At 59.5% G+C, this 20,262-nt stretch carries 14 protein-coding genes and 2 pseudogenes; 13 read left to right on the top strand and 3 right to left on the bottom strand.

From position 1 onward, the window contains the following. The first annotated feature begins 387 nt into the window (after positions 1–387). Positions 388–4,560, top strand: a complete 4,173-nt coding sequence (gene purL / locus EDC26_RS17500) for a phosphoribosylformylglycinamidine synthase (protein WP_132585040.1) — start codon at positions 388–390, stop codon at positions 4,558–4,560. A gap of 45 nt (positions 4,561–4,605) precedes the next feature. Continuing rightward, positions 4,606–6,066, top strand: coding sequence for an IMP dehydrogenase (guaB, locus tag EDC26_RS17495; RefSeq protein ID WP_132585038.1), 1,461 nt, complete (start codon positions 4,606–4,608; stop codon positions 6,064–6,066). A 21-nt stretch (positions 6,067–6,087) separates the two neighbouring features. On the opposite strand, the gene EDC26_RS17490 is transcribed toward guaB, so the two are convergent. After that, entirely contained in the window at positions 6,088–6,816 is a 729-nt protein-coding gene (locus tag EDC26_RS17490) for an alpha/beta fold hydrolase (protein WP_132585036.1), read from the bottom strand. A gap of 149 nt (positions 6,817–6,965) precedes the next feature. Between EDC26_RS17490 and guaA the strand changes: the two genes are divergently transcribed. Further along, positions 6,966–8,558 (top strand): glutamine-hydrolyzing GMP synthase, encoded by a 1,593-nt coding sequence (guaA, locus tag EDC26_RS17485; RefSeq protein WP_132585034.1) that lies wholly within the window; start codon positions 6,966–6,968, stop codon positions 8,556–8,558. Between the two features lie 149 nt (positions 8,559–8,707). On the opposite strand, the gene EDC26_RS17475 is transcribed toward guaA, so the two are convergent. Further along, the gene (locus tag EDC26_RS17475; protein ID WP_279432690.1) at positions 8,708–9,625 is read right to left on the bottom strand and encodes a LysR family transcriptional regulator; all 918 of its coding nucleotides are present in this window, start codon (positions 9,623–9,625) and stop codon (positions 8,708–8,710) included. A 339-nt stretch (positions 9,626–9,964) separates the two neighbouring features. Here EDC26_RS17475 and EDC26_RS17470 point away from each other — a divergent pair, with 339 nt between their 5' ends. Beyond that, the gene (locus EDC26_RS17470) at positions 9,965–11,020 is read left to right on the top strand and encodes a nitrilase-related carbon-nitrogen hydrolase (protein WP_132585030.1); all 1,056 of its coding nucleotides are present in this window, start codon (positions 9,965–9,967) and stop codon (positions 11,018–11,020) included. A gap of 92 nt (positions 11,021–11,112) precedes the next feature. Beyond that, positions 11,113–12,090: a Bug family tripartite tricarboxylate transporter substrate binding protein gene (locus EDC26_RS17465; RefSeq protein WP_132585028.1), complete on the top strand. Its 978-nt coding sequence runs from the start codon at positions 11,113–11,115 to the stop codon at positions 12,088–12,090. 151 nt (positions 12,091–12,241) lie between these two features. Here the strand turns inward: EDC26_RS17465 and EDC26_RS17460 are convergent, their stop codons facing one another. Continuing rightward, on the bottom strand, positions 12,242–13,687 hold the full coding sequence (locus tag EDC26_RS17460) for an aminotransferase-like domain-containing protein (protein WP_243700970.1): 1,446 nt from the start codon (positions 13,685–13,687) through the stop codon (positions 12,242–12,244). A 252-nt stretch (positions 13,688–13,939) separates the two neighbouring features. On the opposite strand from EDC26_RS17460, the gene EDC26_RS17455 reads away from it, so the two are divergent. From EDC26_RS17455 to EDC26_RS17420, 8 genes and pseudogenes are all read left to right on the top strand, one after another. After that, positions 13,940–15,139: a pyridoxal phosphate-dependent aminotransferase gene (locus tag EDC26_RS17455; RefSeq protein ID WP_132585024.1), complete on the top strand. Its 1,200-nt coding sequence runs from the start codon at positions 13,940–13,942 to the stop codon at positions 15,137–15,139. 138 nt (positions 15,140–15,277) lie between these two features. Further along, positions 15,278–16,039, top strand: a complete 762-nt coding sequence (locus tag EDC26_RS17450) for a 4'-phosphopantetheinyl transferase family protein (protein WP_132585022.1) — start codon at positions 15,278–15,280, stop codon at positions 16,037–16,039. Between the two features lie 86 nt (positions 16,040–16,125). After that, positions 16,126–16,410 (top strand): annotated as a pseudogene (locus EDC26_RS17445) (DUF3363 domain-containing protein); the annotation flags it as partial. Positions 16,411–16,566: 156 nt separating this feature from the next. Continuing rightward, positions 16,567–18,009, top strand: coding sequence for an aldehyde dehydrogenase family protein (locus EDC26_RS17440; RefSeq protein WP_132585020.1), 1,443 nt, complete (start codon positions 16,567–16,569; stop codon positions 18,007–18,009). A gap of 59 nt (positions 18,010–18,068) precedes the next feature. Then, positions 18,069–19,091, top strand: a complete 1,023-nt coding sequence (locus EDC26_RS17435; RefSeq protein WP_132585018.1) for an AraC family transcriptional regulator — start codon at positions 18,069–18,071, stop codon at positions 19,089–19,091. A gap of 76 nt (positions 19,092–19,167) precedes the next feature. After that, a pseudogene (locus EDC26_RS17430) lies at positions 19,168–19,362 on the top strand (hypothetical protein); the annotation flags it as partial. A gap of 60 nt (positions 19,363–19,422) precedes the next feature. Next, entirely contained in the window at positions 19,423–19,698 is a 276-nt protein-coding gene (locus EDC26_RS17425; RefSeq protein ID WP_132585016.1) for a hypothetical protein, read from the top strand. 4 nt (positions 19,699–19,702) lie between these two features. Further along, complete coding sequence (locus EDC26_RS17420) at positions 19,703–20,230, top strand: helix-turn-helix transcriptional regulator (RefSeq protein ID WP_132585014.1); 528 nt, start codon at positions 19,703–19,705, stop codon at positions 20,228–20,230. Positions 20,231–20,262 lie beyond the last annotated feature (32 nt).

The following is a 20,262-nucleotide window of genomic DNA, read 5'->3' as shown; positions in this document are numbered from 1 at the left end:
CAGCGCCCGCCGACACCCCCCGCCTTCCCTTCGTCAGCACCCGGCGCTGGCCGAATGACCGGACGGTACCCACCCCTCGCCCTGCGGCTGCGCTGATGAAATGCATCGGGGGATGTGTAGGGACGGCAGGCGCTTGGTCGAATGGGACCTACGGGCAATATACATGATGGAGGTAGGTTGCGGACAACGTGATAGAGGCAGGTTGCGGGCAAGTGAATTCTTGGCATACCGTAACGCGAGCCCCCATAGACGGCGTCTTCAAATACCAATACGTCCCGCCACCAAATACCCAAACATCCCGCACCGTATACCGTTTGACCAAAAACGCTCTAGGCGCCGTTAAGCCGTTAAAATGCGGTTTTATACTCTCTGGCCTGCGCTTCCATCGTGAATTTCATTCAGCATTTCCCTGGCTCTTCGGTTTTGTCGTCGTTTCGCCGCGAGCGGTTATTAAAGCGCTTTGCGCGTTTGGGCCTGCCGGTGTCGGATATTCACGGCCAGTATGAGCACTATGTATGGAGCGACACCGCCCTGTTGGAACCCGATCGGGCGCGCGTGGCTGCCTTGCTCGATTATGGCGAGCCGCAACTGCTGCGCAAAAGCGACGTACGCTCCCTGGTATTGCGTGTGTTTCCGCGCCTTGGCACCGTATCGCCCTGGGCCAGCAAGGCCAGCGATATCGCCCATAATTGCGGTTTGCCGGCGGTGCGGCGCATTGAACGCGGCATACTCTACGTGGTGACGCCTAATCACGGGATTCTCGGGACCAAACACATCACTGCCGAACAATTGAGGCAGGTTGCGGCGTGTCTGCATGATCGCATGACCGAAACCGTCGTCGATGCGGCGTTCGATGGCGCTGGCCTGTTTGCGTCGCTGCCCGGCAAACCGGTGCAAACGGTGGATGTCCTGAAGAGTGGCGCGGCGGCCTTGCACGACGCCAATCGAAGCCTGGGCCTGGCCCTGTCTGAAGATGAAGTGGATTACTTGAACACGGCGTTCACGCAGTTGGGGCGCAATCCCACCGATGTGGAATTGATGATGTTTGCACAAGCGAACAGCGAGCATTGCCGCCACAAAATTTTCAATGCGCAGTGGGTCATCGACGGCACGCCGCAAAGCCATACTCTGTTTGGCATGATCCGCGAGACCCATGCCGCGCAGCCCAAAGGTACTGTCGTGGCCTATTCCGATAATGCGGCCGTCATGGAGGGTGGCCCAGCCCAACCGTTTTATGCGGCCGCTCCGGGAACGGACACCAATGCTCCTTTGAGCTATGGCCATGGCAGCGCCATCATGCATACGCTCATGAAGGTCGAGACGCATAACCATCCTACGGCCATCGCCCCGTTTCCTGGCGCGGCCACGGGCGCGGGCGGCGAGATACGCGATGAGGGCGCCACGGGCCGAGGCTCCAAACCCAAAGCGGGTTTGACGGGATTCACGGTGTCGAATCTGTGCTTCGATGATGGGCTCGAGCCCTGGGAGGACGATCCGTACGGCTCTCCCGGCCGGATTGCCAGCGCACTCGATATCATGATTGAAGGCCCCATCGGCGGGGCCGCGTTCAACAATGAGTTCGGACGTCCCAATTTGCTGGGCTATTTTCGTACCTACGAGCAAACGGCAGGCGCGGTTCGCTGGGGCTATCACAAGCCCATCATGATCGCGGGCGGCTTGGGAGTGATCGACAGCCGCCTGACCCACAAAGACCCGATTCCCGCCGGCGCCTTGCTGATTCAGTTGGGCGGGCCGGGGATGCGCATCGGCATGGGCGGCGGCGCGGCTTCGAGCATGAGCGCCGGCGCCAATACCGCCGAACTGGATTTTGATTCCGTGCAGCGCGACAACCCCGAGATCGAACGGCGCGCCCAGGAAGTCATTGATCGTTGCTGGCAGCAAGGGGCCGCCAATCCGGTGCTGGCCATACACGATGTAGGTGCGGGCGGTTTGTCCAATGCCTTTCCTGAACTGGTCAACGACGCGGGCCGTGGCGCAGTATTCGAGCTGCAGCAGGTACACCTGGAAGAATCAGGCCTGTCGGCGGCCGAAATCTGGAGCAATGAGGCGCAGGAACGTTATGTTCTGGCGGTATTGCCCCAGGATCTGGCGCGGTTTGAAGCCATTGCCCGGCGTGAACGCTGCCCGTTTGCCGTAGTGGGCGTTGCAACCGAAGAGCGAACCTTGCGCGTGACGCAAGGCGAAGGCTTGCCTGGGCTAGCGGCAACGACCGACGCTGATTCAAATGGCACCCACGAGGGGTGCCGCTACGAAAACGTACCTGCCTCTCATGTAGCGGCACCCCTTGTGGGTGCCACAAACGACGCCTCGCCAGAACACGCGCCGCCTAAATCCGACATTCGCCCCGTCGATCTGCCTATCGACGTCATTTTGGGCAAACCGCCACGCATGACGCGCGATGTACAGCGTTTGCCGGGCGCCAGTGCGCCCGTTGATCTGACCGTCATGACGCTTGACGATGCCGTGCAGCGTGTCTTGCGTCATCCGACCGTCGCATCCAAGACTTTCCTGATCACGATCGGCGATCGTACCGTGGGGGGCTTGAGCAGCCGCGATCAGATGGTAGGGCCGTGGCAGGTGCCGGTGTCCGATTGCGCGGTCACTCTGGCCGATTTTGAAGGGGTGCGCGGCGAGGCCATGTCCATGGGCGAACGTACGCCGCTGGCGGTGATTGACGCCGCCGCATCGGGACGCATGGCGGTGACCGAGGCCTTGACCAACCTTGTTGCGAGCGATGTGCGCGACATCAAGGACATCAAGCTCTCGGCCAACTGGATGGCGGCTTGCGGCGTGGATGGGCAGGACGCGGCGCTGTACGACACGGTGTTTGCCGTGAGCGTTTGGTGCCGGCAACTGGGCCTGTCGATTCCGGTGGGGAAGGATTCCCTGTCCATGCGTACATCCTGGGACGAAGGCGGCGAGGCTCGCGAAGTGGTCGCGCCGGTGTCGCTGATTGTCACCGCGTTTGCGCCGGTGGCCGATGTGCGCGCCACACTGACTGCGCAACTGCGCACCGATGCGGGTGAAACGGTTCTGATCCTTATTGATCTGGGGCGAGGCCGGCATCGTTTGGGCGGTTCAATCCTGGCCCAGGTGTTCAATCAGGTGGGCCGTGCCGTGCCCGACATGGACGAGCCCGAATCCTTGCAGGCTTTTTTCAATGTCATCAGACAGTTGGCGGGGGCCGGGCAGATATTGGCCTATCACGACCGTTCCGATGGCGGCTTGTTGGCCACCGTATGCGAAATGGCGTTTGCCGGGCATGTGGGGGTGTCGATCAATCTGGATATGCTGACCATCGATCCGCATGCCTCCGATTGGGGCGATTACAAGATTCGCACCGAACAGGTGGCGGTGCGGCGCGATGAGTTGACGCTGAAGGCCCTGTTTGCCGAGGAAGCCGGTGCAGTGATTCAAGTGCCGCGCGCCGAACGCGACGCGGTGATGCAAGCCTTGCGCGAAGCGGGCCTGTCGGCGCATGCCCATGTGCTGGGCGGCTTGAACGACAAGGACGAAATCCAGATCTTCCGCGATGGCAAATGCATTTATCAACATGCGCGTTTCGATCTTGGACAGCAATGGAGCGAGGTCAGCCGGCAGATCATGTCGCGCCGCGATAATCCCGAGTGCGCGCGGGCGGAGTTCGAAACCTGGCAGAACACCGCGGATCCGGGCCTGACACCCCATGTTGCGTTCGACCCGCAGGAAGATATCGCAGCGCCGTTTATTGCCAAAGGCTTGCGCCCGCGCGTGGCCGTTTTGCGCGAGCAGGGCTGCAATAGCCAGGTGGAAATGGCCTGGGCCTTTGACAAGGCCGGTTTCGAGGCCTGGGACGTGCACATGACGGACTTGTTGTCCGGGCGGGTTCGCCTGGCCGATGTGCACGGCTTGGTGGCCGTGGGTGGATTCAGCTATGGCGATGTGCTGGGTGCGGGCGAAGGGTGGGCGCGCACCGTGCGTTTCAACCAGCAGCTGGCAGACCAGTTTGCCGCGTATTTTGCGCGCAACGACACGTTTGCCCTGGGCGTGTGCAATGGTTGCCAAATGATGGCGGCGTTATCCGACATGATACCGGGCGCGCGTCACTGGCCGCGCTTCACCCGCAACGTGTCGGAAAAATACGAGGCGCGCCTGGCCATGGTGGAAATTGCCGACTCTCCGTCGCTCTTTATGCGGGGCATGGCCGGCACGCGTGTTCCCGTTGCCGTGGCGCACGGTGAAGGCTACGCCAATTTTGCGCAGCAAGGCGACATCGGTAAAGTGCACAGCGTGCTTAATTTTGTTGATAATCACGGCCAGCGCACCGAACAGTATCCCTATAACCCTAACGGCAGCCCGCAGGGCCTGACCGGGGCGACAACGGCCGACGGCCGGTTTACGGTACTCATGCCGCATCCCGAGCGCGTCACCCGCAATGTCATGCTGTCATGGTCGCCCGCGCGCTGGGGCGAGGAGGATACAGGTGGCGAAAACACCAGTCACGGCGGCTATAGCCCATGGATGCGTATGTTCCGCAACGCCCGGGTGTGGCTGGGCTGAGTCGTAACATCAGCGTATAATCTTGCTTTGCTCGGAGCTATTTTCATGCGTCTCATAAAAAAAGCGCTCACCTTCGACGATGTGTTGTTGGTTCCCGCCTATTCCGAGGTCCTGCCTCGCGACACCCACCTTGCCACGCAGCTTACCCGTTCGATCACACTGAATATCCCCCTGGTTTCGGCCGCGATGGATACGGTGACGGAATCGCGCCTGGCCATTGCCATGGCGCAAGAGGGCGGCATAGGCATCATTCACAAGAATATGACGGCGGTCGAACAGGCCCGGGAAGTGGCGCGGGTCAAGCGTCACGAATTCGGCATTGTGATCGACCCGGTAACGGTTACCCCCACCATGAAAGTGCGCGACGCGATAGCCTTGCAGCGCCAGCATGGGATATCCGGCTTGCCTGTTGTAGAGGCCGGCAAATTGGTGGGCATCGTCACCAATCGCGACCTGCGTTTTGAAGACAGGCTGGATGTGCCGCTGCGCGATGTCATGACGCCGCAAGACCGGCTCATCACCATGCACGAAGGCGCCACGCTCGATGAGGCGCAAACGCTGATGCATCAGCATCGGCTTGAACGCGTGCTGATCATCAACGACAAATTCCAGCTGCGCGGTCTGGCCACGGTTAAGGATATCGTCAAAAATACCGAACACCCCAGCGCGTGCAAAGATGCTTTGGGGCAGTTGCGCGTGGGTGCCGCGGTAGGCGTAGGCGAGGGCACCGAAGAGCGTGTCGAAAAATTGGCCAATGCGGGTGTGGATGTGATCGTGGTCGACACCGCGCATGGCCACTCGGCCGGCGTCATCGAGCGCGTGCGCTGGGTCAAAAAGAATTACCCCAAGGTTCAGGTCATAGGCGGCAATATCGCTACGGCAGGTGCTGCCAAAGCGCTGGTTGATGCGGGAGCCGATGCGGTCAAGGTGGGTATAGGCCCAGGCTCCATCTGCACCACGCGGATTGTGGCCGGCGTGGGCGTGCCGCAAATTACCGCCATTTCCGATGTGGCCGAGGCTTTGCATGGGTCGGGAGTTCCGCTGATTGCCGATGGCGGTATCCGCTATTCCGGCGATGTGGCCAAGTCGCTGGCGGCCGGCGCCTCGACCGCGATGATGGGCGGCATGTTTGCCGGCACCGAAGAGGCGCCTGGCGAAGTGGTGCTGTTCCAGGGCCGTTCCTACAAATCCTATCGTGGCATGGGTAGCGTGGGCGCGATGACCGATGGCTCGGCCGACCGTTATTTTCAGGATCCGGCCAATAACGCCGACAAGCTTGTTCCCGAAGGCATTGAAGGCCGCGTGCCTTACAAAGGCAGCGTGATCTCCATTATTTATCAGTTGGTGGGCGGCATACGCGCGTCCATGGGCTATTGCGGCTGCGCGTCGATCGAACAAATGCGCACCAAGGCCGAGTTTGTGGAAATCACCTCGGCCGGCGTGCGCGAATCGCATGTGCACGATGTGCAAATCACCAAAGAGGCGCCCAATTATCGGGCCGATTAGCAAGCGCCTGGCCAGGCCATTTTATAGTTCGAGCAGGTGCTTAACCACCAGTTCCGGGGCCGCCACCATGGCATCGTGGCCGGTAGCCATTTCGGCCCAGCCCCAGTCGGCTTGCGCCTTGACCCACTGCCGCGAGCCCTCGAGCGGAGCGTAAGAGGGCGCCGTGCAGTGCCAGTAAATGCACGGCAGGCGGTTGCCGATCGGGTGGTTCAACTGCAGGGCGGTTTCGTAAGGGGCTAGCGGTTGGGGCGTCAGGCGCTTGGCCACGAAGTCCATATGGGCGTCTTCAGTCAACCCGAAGGCTTTGGGCTTGGGGGCGGGCAGGGCCAGCCCCTGGCCGAATTCGCGCGCCGCTTCGCGCATTTTGGCGACGGTGGCCGAGGGCAGGGAGTCAAACGTGCTCACGCCGCTGCCCAGAATAAAGGCGTCCAGGTACACCAGTTGTTGCAGGCGCTGCGGTACGCGGTCGGCGACTCCGGTAATGGTCAGGCCGCCAAAACTGTGCCCAACTAAAATAACGTCGTGCAGGTTTTCCCAAACCAGCACGTTCTCCACATCTCGCACAAAGGTATCGATCGTGATGTTGGCGCCCAGCAGATGGCTGCGTTCGCCCAGACCAGTCAGGGTGGGCGTGTAGACCCGGTGCCCGAAGGCGCGCAGCGCCTGCGCCACCTGAGCCCAGCACCATCCGCCGTGCCAGGCTCCATGAACCAGTACAAAGGTTTTTATAGTGGGTGGCGGTACAGGCATGGTGTGTCTCGCGGAATGTTGATGCGGATTTGCCGACAGTATCGCAATAAATATCGACAATGTCGCGTGGCATGGACATTTTGCCTGGGCCGATACGTTACATTAACGGTTCATTTCCATTTTTTATTTTAGTGGCGTCTTCTTAATCCATGTCTACGCACCAGCGAATACTCATTCTCGATTACGGCTCACAGGTCACCCAGCTTATTGCCCGCCGCGTGCGCGAAGCCGGCGTGTATTGCGAAATTCATCCCGGCGACGTCGACGATGCTTTTATCGATGACCAGCCGGGCTTGCAGGGCATTATCCTGTCGGGCAGCCATGCGTCGGCTTATTCCGACGACTCCATGAAGGTGCCCGCCGGCGTATTCAAGGCAGGCGTGCCGGTGCTGGGCATATGCTATGGCATGCAATCCATGGCCATGCAGTTGGGCGGCAAGGTGCAGTGGTCGGATCACCGCGAATTCGGCTATGCCGAGGTGCGCGCGCGTGGCCATACGCGCCTGCTCGAAGGCATTGAAGACTTCATCACCACCGAAGGCCATGGCATGCTCAAGGTATGGATGAGCCATGGCGACAAGGTCACCAAACTGCCGCCAGGCTTTAAGCTGATGGCCTCCACCGATTCCTGTCCCATCGCCGGCATGGCCGATGAGGAACGTGGATTCTATGCCGTACAGTTCCACCCCGAAGTCACCCACACCATACAGGGCGAAGCGATGCTGACGCGCTTTGTGCGCAACATCTGCGGCTGCACCGGCGATTGGAACATGCCCGATTACGTTTCTGAAGCGATCGAGCGCATACGCACCCAGGTCGGTCGCGACCAGGTCATTCTGGGCCTGTCGGGTGGGGTTGATTCGTCTGTGGCTGCGGCGCTGATACACAAGGCTATCGGCGATCAGCTTACCTGCGTGTTTGTCGATCACGGCCTGCTGCGCCTGAACGAAGCCCAGCAAGTCATGACGACTTTCGCCGACCACTTTGGCATGAAGGTCATCCATGTCGATGCCAGCGCCCAATTCATGGGCAAGCTGGTAGGCGTGGCCGACCCCGAGGCCAAACGCAAAATCATAGGCAAGGAATTTGTCGAGGTTTTTCAAGTCGAAGCGGGCAAACTCAGCCACGCGCGCTGGCTGGCGCAAGGCACCATTTACCCCGACGTGATTGAATCAGCCGGCGCCAAAACCGGCAAGGCCGCTGCCATCAAATCGCATCACAATGTGGGCGGCCTGCCTGACACCCTGAACTTGAAGCTGCTGGAACCATTGCGCGAGCTGTTCAAGGACGAAGTGCGCAAGCTGGGCGTGGCCCTGGGCCTGCCGCCCGCCATGGTGTATCGCCATCCCTTCCCGGGGCCGGGCCTGGGTGTGCGCATACTGGGCGAGGTCAAACACGAATACGCCGAACTGCTGCGCCGCGCCGACGCGATTTTTATCGAAGAGCTGCGCAAGACCGTGGATCCGGTCAGCGGGAAAAACTGGTACGACCTGACTTCGCAGGCTTTTGCCGTGTTTTTGCCCGTCAAGTCGGTGGGGGTGATGGGCGATGGCCGCACCTACGATTACGTAGTGGCCCTGCGCGCCGTGCAAACCTCGGATTTCATGACCGCCGACTGGGCGGAATTACCCTATTCCTTGCTGAAGAAAGTGTCCGGCCGCATTATCAATGAGGTGCGGGGGATTAATCGAGTGACGTATGACGTGTCGAGCAAGCCGCCGGCTACGATTGAGTGGGAGTGATCCCGCGTCTGGTACGGCCAGGCACCTGATATAGAGGTCGATACCATGAAACCTCAAGCCCAGGGAAAAGCTCTACAAGGTGAATGGTCGGGATGGCCTGCATCTGGTCGTTACGCCTGCCGGTTCCATCTCGTTTGCCCCATTACCCTCTAAGTTCGTGTCTTACTAAAATAGTCCGACACCAGGTTCTTGATCAGCTCGAGTTTGTCGCTATGATCGTCGGCGCGAAAGATGAACGCGACCGTTGTCTTAGGGATTTCCGGTCTGGTTCGCAAGACTGAAACAGTCGAAGCACCGGTACTGCAAATCGAAGACGTGGCTACGCACCCTATGCCAATACCTGCTGCGACCAGATTGATGTGGCTAATGGGGTCGTCAACCTCAACCACCGGCGTTGGCGGAGTCACTCCAGCCAATTGGAAGGCAGTATGTAGCGATTTCCGCAACAGTGACTGATCGGAAGGCATAATCCAACGGTCAGTCACTAGTTCCCTTAGGTCGACTACCGACGTGCGGGCAAACCTGTGTTGATTGGACACAATGGCGACGTAGCGGCATTCAAGCAGCGGTTCATAAACTAACCGACAAGCCGATTCAGGAACCGGTGCACCGACGTAAGGTGTGATCAGTGCATCAAGATCCCCCGAAACCAACCTCTCAAGCAAGTCATGGACTGCTCCCTCCACAACGCGGGCGCTGACAGGAGGGTCGCTCTGTAGAAACACCTTCATCAGCCCAGGGAAATGCCCGTGCGCCACGAAGGGCGGCATGCCTAGCCGCACACTCGTGAAGCGCTGGCGTACATCTGCAATTTCCCTATGAGTCGAGTCCAATGTTTGCAGCATTATGCGTGCGCCGCGGGTTACTACCCGCCCCTGCAGGGTCGGAGTGACTCCACGCTGGCTGCGAGTGAAAAAGGTGGTGTTGAAAGCGCCCTCAATTTCGCGAAGGGCTTTAGTGAGCGCGGGCTGCGTCACATTCAACACCTCGGCTGCGGCTCGCAGGCTACCCGTTTGCTCCAACGCGAGTAGCAATTGAAGGTCCTTTAATCGGAGTCTCGAAGCCACTCGACCTGTGTCGAGCGATATTCCATTCACTCTATTACCCCTGGTAATCACTATGTGAAAAAGTATGATAATACAATATCACTAGTCTCATATAGCATGGACGCAGATCTGATTGATCGAGTCAATGGAGATATAAGTATGCAGTTGCTTTCCGGCCTACGGGTCGTCGATATGTCCCGCGTCGTTGGCGACCCTATGGCATCGCTCCGCTTGGCCGATAGGGGCAGCAACAACCACTGCACCAACAGCCTAGATGTAAGGCAGCAAATCCTTCAGACCATCACAACATGGAAGCTTGTCCATCCACCATCCACAGTTTATTGAAAAAGGAGTTAACTCATGCTTAAGCCGTATCTGACCGTGTGCATGCAACCGCCCGTTTACCAGGCGCAAAACCGCAAGGATGTAAAGGACAATGTCGAGCGTGTTGCCGGTCTCATCGACGAAATGGTGTTTCTGATAGGGCGTCGGCTGATAAATCGCGGGAACGGTGGTGTCCGTCTGGTGGCATTTGCAGAATATGCCTTTACCGATTGTCGCCAAATTGCTCACGGTCGCATCAGAGGCCAGGACGTCGCGATCGAGATTCCAGGACCAGAAATCGAGCCACTGCGCGCAGCAGCTAAGCGAAACAAAATATTCATTGCGGCTCAGGCTCTTGAAAAGCTACCGGAATTTCCCGATCATTGTATGAACACAATGTTCATTTTTGGACCGACCGGTGAACTCGTTTACAAGCGCCATAAGCAACGCAGTGGTGTGCTCACGATTTATACAAGTCCAAACGACGTGTTGGATCGCTACATGGAACTGTTCAGCGACGGCCGCTCGGTCGGCGAGACGCTCTTTCCCGTCGCGAAAACCGAGATCGGCAATCTCGCGATGTCCGCCTGCCACGAAATTACGACACCTGAGATCGCGCGCCAGCTCGCGGCCAATGGCGCGGAAGTCATTATCAGATCGACCAACGAGCCAGAGAGCAATGGTTGGGTGCAGATGGACCGAGCGCGGGCGATGGAGAACATCGTTTATTGTGTGGTTGTAAATACGGGATACGCAGTGAAAGACACGACGATTGGGGATTCCGGCTCGTCGCGCGTGATCGGTTATCGCGGCGAGCTGATTGCGGAGTCGCATCTCCCCGATACGGCTATTTGGGGCTTGGTCGACATCGAGCGCCTCCGCGCTGCGAAAGGGCCGACACCGATCCCAGTCTATGCCAATCAAGTTTTCGACTACCATTTGCGCTCGTCGCTGCCGCCCAACATGTTCGCAAAGGGCCCGCTGAGTCGAGTGGAGCTTGAGGCCGAGCTTCTTCGGCTCAAGCTCATTCCAGAGATTGGCGGGCCGGCAGCGACGGAATCCGCCAAAACCAGCGTTGCTCAGCATCCATGAACCACCTGCCGCGAGATACGTATAGCAAGCCCATTGAGAAAGCATCTTGGAGAAGTATTTTGCACGATCCCAACCTTGGAGTAAATCTGCTCATGAAACGCCTGTTGTCTATCCTGCGTCCATTGTCCGTCCTGCTTTTGTCTGCAGGCGTCCCTCTTGCCGCGACAGCTCAAAGCTATCCGTCAAAAACAGTTGGCGTGATCGTTCCCTACTCGCCGGCGGGTCCGACCGACTTAGTGGGCCGCATCATCGCGCAAGATTTCACGGAGAAATTCGGCAAACCGTTCATAGTTGAGAACAAGACAGGTGCCTCGGGCATCATCGGTGTCGATGCAATAGCCAAGGCGAAGCCCGATGGCCATACCCTCGGGATCGTCCCGGTCGCCTGCGTCTCCGTTTATCCGCCCTTGTACTCCAATCTTCCCTACAAGGCGGCCGACTTTGCACCCGTATCGATGCTGGCAACCGTCGCGAGTGTGTTGGTCGTCAACGCATCGACGCCTGCCAAGTCTCTGAAAGAACTGCTCGCACTTGCTGCTGCGAAACCAGGGGCGCTGAGCTTTGCGTCTTCGGGTGTCGGTAGCCAGGCACATCTGGCCGGCGAATTGATGGCACTGACTGGCAATGTGAGTCTGCTCCACGTACCGTACAAGGGCACGGCACCGGCAGTCAACGATCTACTCGGCAACCAGGTCACGATGATGTTTGGCCAGATCTCTTCGGTGCTGCCGCACATCAAGGCTGGCAAGTTACGCGCCATCGGGGTCGCCAGCCTGAAGCGCTCGGCACTGCTTCCCGAAGTTCCGACGATCGCCGAACAGGGCATACCCGGATTCGAAGCTGTCTCCAGGTATGCACTGATGGCGCCGGCAGGCACACCGGACAACGTTGTTACGCTGTTGAACGAAAAAGCCACGTCCTTGCTTGCAAAGCCCGAAATCAAGGATAAATTCGCAGGTCTTGGCATCGAACCCGGGGGTGGCACACCACAGCAGTTGGCCGCCACCATCGAATCGGAAACGGTACTCTGGGCGGATGTCATCAAGAAGAACAACATCAAGGTTGAGTAACCTGATGATGGCTTCGGCGGGGAAATGCGGCGCGGCGTTCAGGCAAGCATTTTCTCGCGTGTTGGTCCTGGATTTCGGCTTCAAGAAGGAATCAGCTGAAGCCGCCATCTCAGAAGTTCGGTAAGGCGGGCTCGCGGCCGGCTTGCCTCGCTCAGCCCTCGATGAGCGCCTGCGCGAGCCGCCCCAGTCGGCGGACGCCGTCTTCGATGTGGTCGTTCCAGGCATGCCCGGCGCTCAGCCTAAGGAAATTGCGAAAGCGCCGGCTTGCGGAGAATACGTCGCCGGGCGCGAAGCAAATGCCTTGTTCGAGCGCTTCGTCGAAGAGTGCGCGCGAGTCGAGGCGTCTTGGCAGTTCCAGCCAGAGCATAAATCCGCCTGCTGGTCGACTCACTTTCGTGCCGGTCGGGAAGCTTGTCTCGATCGTATGCGTCATGCGCCCGAGGTTTTTTTCGAAGATGCGTCGGATGCTGCGCAAGTGTGTATCGTATGCGCCGCTCTCCAAAAAATCTGCGAGCGCGACCTGAGGCAAGACAGGGCCGCAGAGACTGAACGCCAGCTTGCGTTCCATCACCTGCTGTGTATAGGCGCCCGCTACCATCCAGCCGATCCGATACCCGGGCGCAAGGCTTTTCGAGAACGAACTGCAATAGATTGTGTTGGCGCCGCCGTCGAGCGCGATGAAGGGTTTTGGCCGCTCGCGACTGAAGTGGATGTCACCGTAGACGTCGTCTTCGATCAGCGGCACGGCATGCCGCGCGAGCAGCGCGAGGAGCGCCCGCTTGTCGGCTTCGGCCATTGCGCAGCCTAGCGGGTTGTTGAAATTCGATGACAGTACGCAGGCGGCCACCGGTTCCGTATCGAGCAGGCGGGCGAGCGCGCCAACCTCGATGCCGCGCGTCGGGTCGGTCGGCAGCTCGAATGCCTTCAGGTCAAGTACTTCGAGAGTATGCAGGAGACCAAAGTAAGTGGGCGATTCGATCGCAATCGAATCGCCCCGTTTGGCGACGGCGGTGAGTGCAAGTGTCAATGCTTCGGTACAGCCGTTCGTGATGAGCAGGTCGTCGGGCGATAGTGTGTACCCGAAGCGTATCGCCCGCTTCGCGATTTCGCGGCGCAGCCGCGGGTCGCCTTGCGGCGTGCCATAGACGTTGTAGCGCGTGCCGTGTCGACGTGCGGCGCGCGCGAGCGCGAGGTCGAGCCGCTTCGATTGCAGCAGCGCCGCGTCGGGTACGGCGCAGCCGAGCGGCACCAGCGCCGGGTTCGATGCGTGCTCGAGCAATGCCGCGACGGCTCCGCTGATCGACACGGTCGACGCTTTCGCGCGCGGTCGCGAAACCGAAGGCAGCGCGAGTGCGCCGCGGCGCGAGGCTGCGACGTAAAAGCCTGACTGCGGCCGCGCGACCAGGATGCCGCGATCTTCGAGCAGGCGATACGCCTGTAGGACCGTAGAGATACTGATGCGGTGCTGTTCGCTGACGGCGCGCACGGATGGCAGACGCACGCCCGCTGCGAGCGCGCCATTGTTGATCATGCCTACGATGAGCTCGGCAAACCGCTCGTAGCGGTATGGGGTGGGCGTGTCCATGGAAGCGTACATAACGGTGTAATCCGTGATTATCGATGCGATGTCCCGGTTCGTCAAAGAAAATTGTGATGGTCTGTTTCGCAGAAAATTGTGACTGTTATGGTCGACTGGTTGGTACTACGATGCATGCGTTGCGATCGCGTCTGCAGGAGCCGGGGTGCTGCACACGGCTATAACTGCTGTCAGGGCTATGGCGGAATAGCCGTTTGGCTGCCGGTAACGGATCGTCTGACAAACAATTCACCGCAAATGCAAGGTAAAAGCATGCAGGGCATTCAACCGAATTTCGATGAACGACAACCGTCTGGCCTCAGCGGATCGAATCCTCCGGAATGGCGCGGGAGATTCCCTCGCAACGAGATCATTTCACTTCTCGACGTGAATCGGCCGTTCAACTTGGCGGAGAGCACGTCGCAGGACCTGACGGTCGGCGAACTCATGGACATGGCTGGTCTCGAGCCTATCCGCAATCTGAAGCTCGGCTACGGCACATCCGCTGGTTCGGTCGCGCTTCGCGAGGCAATTGCCGAGGGCTGCAACATTCCAGCCGAGCACATCATCGCGACACAGGGCACCGCGCTCGGTCTTTTTCTTCTCGCTTTCGAAGTTTGCCGGTCCGGCGACGAGGCTGTCTTCGCGACACCCTGTTTTCCGCCGAGCCGCGATTGCCTTCTCGGTGCCGGCGTTAGCGTCCGCGAGATCAAGCTGTCGTTCGAGAATGGCTATCGGTTGGATCTGGACCAGATCGACGCGAGTCTGTCGCCGAAAACGAAGCTGGTCAGTATCGCTTCGCCACAAAATCCAAGTGGTATCCAGACGTCTCGGGCTGACATCGAGAAGCTCCTTGTCTTGCTGGAAAGGCGGTCTCCGGAAGCCATACTCTTCATCGACGAAACCTATCGAGAGGCCGCCTATGGCGACAATGCGGTGGTTGAGAGTTTCGCGGGGCTCGATTCACGTATCGTTACCGGCGCGTCGGTATCGAAGGCGCTCGGTGCGCCGGGCCTGCGGACGGGTTGGCTCACTGTGGCGAACGCGGATCTTCGGGAGCGTCTGGCCGTCGCCAAAATGAACACTGTGATCTCGGGATCGGTTCTTGACGAGACGCTCGCCACAGCGCTTCTGCGCAACAGGGAAGGCGTGCTCGCATCGCGACGCCGGTTGCTCGCCGGTGCTCTCCAGGAACTGGCGCTTTGGTGCGAGAGCGAACACGAGCGTATCGAGTGGGTGCGCCCCGACGCGGGCGCGCTGTGTTGCCTGCGCCTGCGCTCCGACGCATTCGACGAAGTTGCTGTCTCGCGTTTCTGGAACCTGCTGCCAAGTCATGACTTGCAACTGGCATCCGGCACATGGTTTGGCGAAAGCAGCCGTGTATTCCGGCTGGGCTTTGGGTACCTGCCGCCTGCGCGTTTCGGGCCTGCACTGTCCGCTCTTTCAATGGTCATGGACGCCGCTGCGGCATGATTTCGTTTTCAATTTCAGTCGGTCGTGAAGGTGAGCATGCGGTTCCCAGCGCATTTTGCCTGAAACGTCCAACAACATCGCTGCAAACAGTTATTGCCCGATGCCAACGATCATTAGGGAGCGTGATATTGTGCTTCTATGAACGATTTTTCGTCTTTCAATCAAGGTTCAATCCAGTTGCACCAAATCAGCGCTCATGCGGCTGCGGGTATCGCACGCCTCGGCATAGAGCCTGGAAGCCTGGCGGCGGGATCGTGCCATGTCTGGATATTGTCGCTGACCGTCGGTGATGATCTGCTGGCGGCTTTGTGGCCCTTGCTTACCGAGGACGAACGCACGCGAGCCGATGCATTTCGGGTGCCCTGGGCGCGGAACCAATTCGTGCAAGTGCGCGGCGTACTCAGGTTGCTGCTGGGCGAGTATCTGGGTAGGCCGGCGACCGATATCGGATTCGATTATGGTGAGTTCGGCAAGCCCGCGCTGGTGCACGAGGCGGGCTGGCACTTCAACGTTGCGCATTCAGGCGACTATGCACTGCTGGCCGTTGCGAACGGCTACGAGGTGGGGGTGGATATAGAAAAATTTCGCGCTTCGGCTGAATTGGCATCGTTGGCGCGAATGGTGCTGTCGCGATCTGAAGCGGCACTGTGGCAAACCTTGCCCGATGTAGATCGGGCGTCGGCCTTTTTCGCCGCATGGACAGGCAAAGAGGCGGTGGCCAAGGCAGTGGGGCAGGGGTTGCGGCTGGAATTTCCGAGATTGGATATCGGCCTGATGCACCAAGGCCGACATGTGGACGCGCGCGCCGTGACGATGGATCGCTTCGGCACCTGCCGGCTCGTCACGCTGCCGGCTCCGCCCGGCTATGCGGCGGCATTGGCCGTGCGCGAAACGGCCTAGGAGTGTGGGCGGTAGGGGCCTGTTGTTTTAAAATACGCCATGCCTACGACCTACCGCCCCTACGAACCTGATCAACTATTGCTGCTGCCGGTATCGTGGAATGCACGGCCGAAGGCGCTTGGCGTGCCCTTGGCGATCTGGTCGAACGCGGCCGCCAATACGACGCACAGCGCCTGGGCGGCGGTGTAGCGGTGGAGTTGAAATCACACTTGCCAAGCGAGCGGCAGGCTCGCGTGATCGGTGCCACCTGGCTTGATCAGCAGTTGATCGGCGGCAGTACGGGCTTGGGCGATTTGGAATTCGGTGGCGAGGTCAAAGAGGCGCTTCAGGAGCGCGCCGGCTTTCTGGCCGAGCGGTGCCTGTGCCGGCGGTAGCTCAGCAATAAGCCGTTTGGCACGTTCTGCAAGAGCATTGGCGTCTTTTGCTAGTTACGCTGCCCCGCTTTTGAGCCACAATGAAATTGTGATCCGGGTCCTGAGCGATACAGCGACCTTGGTAAAACCGAAACCTCATGAAGGGTGGCACAAATGAAAACACATGAAACCACGATTCCAGTAAGAGCCTTTGATCGCGCCTATATCAACGGCCAGTTCGTCACTCCCCATGGAACCCAGGTCGTCGATCTGGTGAACCCGACCGACAACAAGGTTATCGGCAAGGTCACCATGGCAGACGAAATCGACACCCGAAAAGCCATCGGTGCTGCGAAAGAGGCTTTCAACACCTTTTCGCAAAGTAGCAAGGAATACCGGATGGACTGCCTGCAGCGGTTGCACGACGCCGTGGCCGAGCGAATGGATCAACTCGTTGAGGCGACGATCGTGGAATACGGCGCACCGCAGGACCGCGCAAAGGGCTCCAACAACCTCGCGGCGGAAATTTTCCTGCACTTCAAGAAGGTCCTCGGGGATTTCGACCTGGTCAAAACAGTCGGCACATCTAAAGTCGTGATGGAGCCGGCCGGTGTGGTGGGCATATTTACGCCATGGAATTCGAGCGCCGGCTCGATCGCGATCAAGGTGGCGCCGGCAATCGCTGCCGGATGTACGGTCGTCATCAAGCCCAGCGAGATGAGCGCTATGCAAACGGCAGTGTTGATGGACGCCTTTCATGAAGCCGGGTTACCTCCTGGCGTCATCAATGTCGTGACGGGCCTGGGCGAGGTCGTCGGGACGGAGTTGACGAAAAGCCCCGACATTCAGAAAATCGCTTTCACCGGTTCGACGCAGATCGGAAAACTGATCGCCAAGTACTCCCTGGACACAATGAAGCGCTTGACGCTGGAGCTCGGGGGCAAGTCGCCAAACATCATCCTGGACGACGCCGATCTCTTCACGGCGATCCCGATGGCCATCAACGCCTGCTACCTGAATAACGGGCAGGCCTGCATTGCGGCTTCGCGTCTGATCGTGCCGGAAGACCAACTCGACGAAGTGAAGCGATTGGCCAAGGCGGCCGTCGAAAAAATCAAAATGGGCGATCCGAGGGACAGGGGCGTCACCCTCGGCCCATTGGCCAGCATAAAGCAGTACAAGCGTGTGCAGGAGTGCATCAAGTCTGGGATCGAGGAAGGTGCGGAGCTCGTCATCGGCGGGGAAGGTCATCCCCAGGGACTGGAGGGTGGGAATTTCGTCAAGCCCACCGTGTTCGCCAATGTCACCCGCGACATGCGTATCGCGAAGGAAGAAATCTTCGGGCCGGTCTTGTCGATACTGACGTACAAGACGGAAGCCGAGGCCATTGAAATCGCCAATGACACCGAATTCGGCCTCATCGCCTACGTAAGCTCGGCGGACCCGGAGAGGGCCACCCGTGTGGCGCGTAAACTCGCCGCCGGCCGCGTCCTGATCAACACATTAAGTCACGATCCGTTTGCTCCCTTCGGTGGGTTCAAACAATCGGGGATCGGTCGGGAAGGCGGGATCTTCGGGCTGCAAGAGTATCTGGAACCCAAAGCGATCATCGGCTAACCCGAGGAATGTCCTGACAGCGTGATTGCTTCCAGACGAAATGCCGGTGAGAGAAAAAAATGACCGTCCACGTGCCAGACCGTTTCAAAGCCGCGAACGCCTTTTGGATAGGGCTCGCTAAGATCGGACTTACGCCAGCAGCGGTGCTGAGCCAAGCTCGCTTGCCACTGGCTGTTTACGATGGCAAGAAGAACTTCGTCACAACGGCGCAGTTCTTCGCACTCTGGCGTGCCGTGGGCGAGCTCTCCGCTGATCCGGCCGCGGGCCTGAAAATCGCCACCCAGATCGACGTTGGCAATCGGCCACCGTCAACTATGGCGGCCTATTACGCCCGTGACTACCGGGATGCCCTCGCCCGCCTTGCTCGCTTCAAGCAACTGTGTTCGCCCGAGGAACTGCAAATCAAGGTGACCAAGGATGAGTGCGTGATCGAGCCTGTATGGCTTCACGCGCGGGAAGAAACGCCGCCCCTGCTGACAGACGCTGCCTTCGTCTCGTTCGTTGAACTTGGTCGTCGCGGCACAGGGCATTTGGTGACGGCGAAAAGGGTCGAGCTAAAACGCAGCGCGGAGGCAACCGGCTTTTACGAAGCCTATTTCAAGGGCCCGATCACGTTCGGAGCGCGACGCAATGCGCTCGTCCTGCACGCGACCGATCTCCATCGGCCGTTCCTTACCTACAACGCCGAGTTGCTTGACATGTTGAATCCGCAGCTCGAGCGCGCGCTTGAAGAGCGCCGTGCGCAAAGTTCGATCAGTGAGCAGGTGAAATGGATTTTCAAACGCATGCTCGCGGGAAATCGGCCGGAGATATCGGCCGTGGCACGCGAGCTCGGGTTGAGCGATAGGACCTTGCAGCGTCGAATCATCGATGACGGCGCAACCTTCCGCCAGTTGCTTCTTGAGGCGCGGCGGGAACTGGCGCACGAGTACCTCAACCGGGCGGAGATGGATGTCACGGAAGTGGCATTTCTGCTCGGCTACGAGGATTCGAATTCTTTCTATCGAGCTTTCCGAACGTGGGAGGGGACGACACCCTCCCAGTTGAGGGCAACGCTGCGGCGATCTGAAACCAGGCAATAAGTGCAAGAAGAAAGATACCGTGTCGGCGGCAGTCCGGCGTGGGGTTCGCGCAGTCAGATGCCCGGATGGCCTACCGGTCCCGAAGGAACGGAGGAAAGGGCGTTATCCGCATGTGGTCTATTTGTCGCGCCAGGCGCTCGATACCTTCGTGGCGCTGCATACTTGCGCGGCTGGCTCCAGCATGGTCGATGTCTGGATCGACGGGCAGACCTACGTGCCGACGCTGATGCCGGAGAACGTGGTAGTGCTGATGTTGAGCGCGATGGCGTAAGACGGCAGCCAGGTTGTCATTTGACAACCTGGCCGATCACCCCCATACTGGAGACTATAGATGGCTCGTTCCCTTCATTCGAAGAAAGAGGTCGAGGAAGCTCTCAGGTACGCCGAAGGGCAGGGCTGGCGTGTCGAAGTCGGCGGCGGCCACGCCTGGGGGCGGATTTATTGCCCGTACAACGATGAGGAGTGTCGCTGCGGCGAGTTCTGTATCACCAGCGTATGGAGCACGCCGAAGAACCCAGGCAACCACGCACGCGCCTTGCGGCGCGTCGTGGACAACTGCACTACGCACCGCAAGCAGCGCGAGGCTGATGACGGTGCCAAGGAGTAGCACGATGGAATATACCTTCACTCTGAAGTACCAACTCGACGAGGACGACCGCGACCCGGATGCGCTGGTCGAGCGCCTAGGCGAAGCCGGCTGCGACGATGCCTTGGTCGGCATCGGGCAGCCGGGACGCTTGGCGCTGGAGTTCACGCGCGAAGCGGCCAGTGCGGATGAAGCCGTGCATAGCGCGCTGGCCGACGTGCGCCGCGCCGCGCCGTCGGCTAGGCTCATCGAGGTGATGCCGGATTTGGTTGGTCTGACCGATGTGGCTGAGATCGTGGGCGTGTCGCGGCAGAACATGCGCAAGCTGATGTTGGCCCATCCGAACAGCTTCCCGGCGCCGGTGCATGAGGGTAGCGCGTCGATCTGGCACCTTGCGGACGTGCTGGCCTGGTTGCAGGCCAGGGGCAGCTATTCGCTGGCCACGGACGTCTTGGACGTGGCGCGTGTGGCCTTGCAGGTCAATGTTGCGAAGGAAGGTCGGCGAAGCGCTGCTGTCGGCACTGTTCGATGTTGTCACGCCGGTGCTGGCTGATCTCCTGTAGAACGAGCCGAACCTGCCGAAAC

The sequence above is a fragment of the Paralcaligenes ureilyticus genome, from assembly GCF_004346225.1.
In the GTDB taxonomy this organism is placed as follows: domain Bacteria; phylum Pseudomonadota; class Gammaproteobacteria; order Burkholderiales; family Burkholderiaceae_B; genus Paralcaligenes; species Paralcaligenes ureilyticus.
Note: the sequence above shows the minus strand (reverse complement) of the source record. Positions and strands in the feature narration are given on the sequence as shown.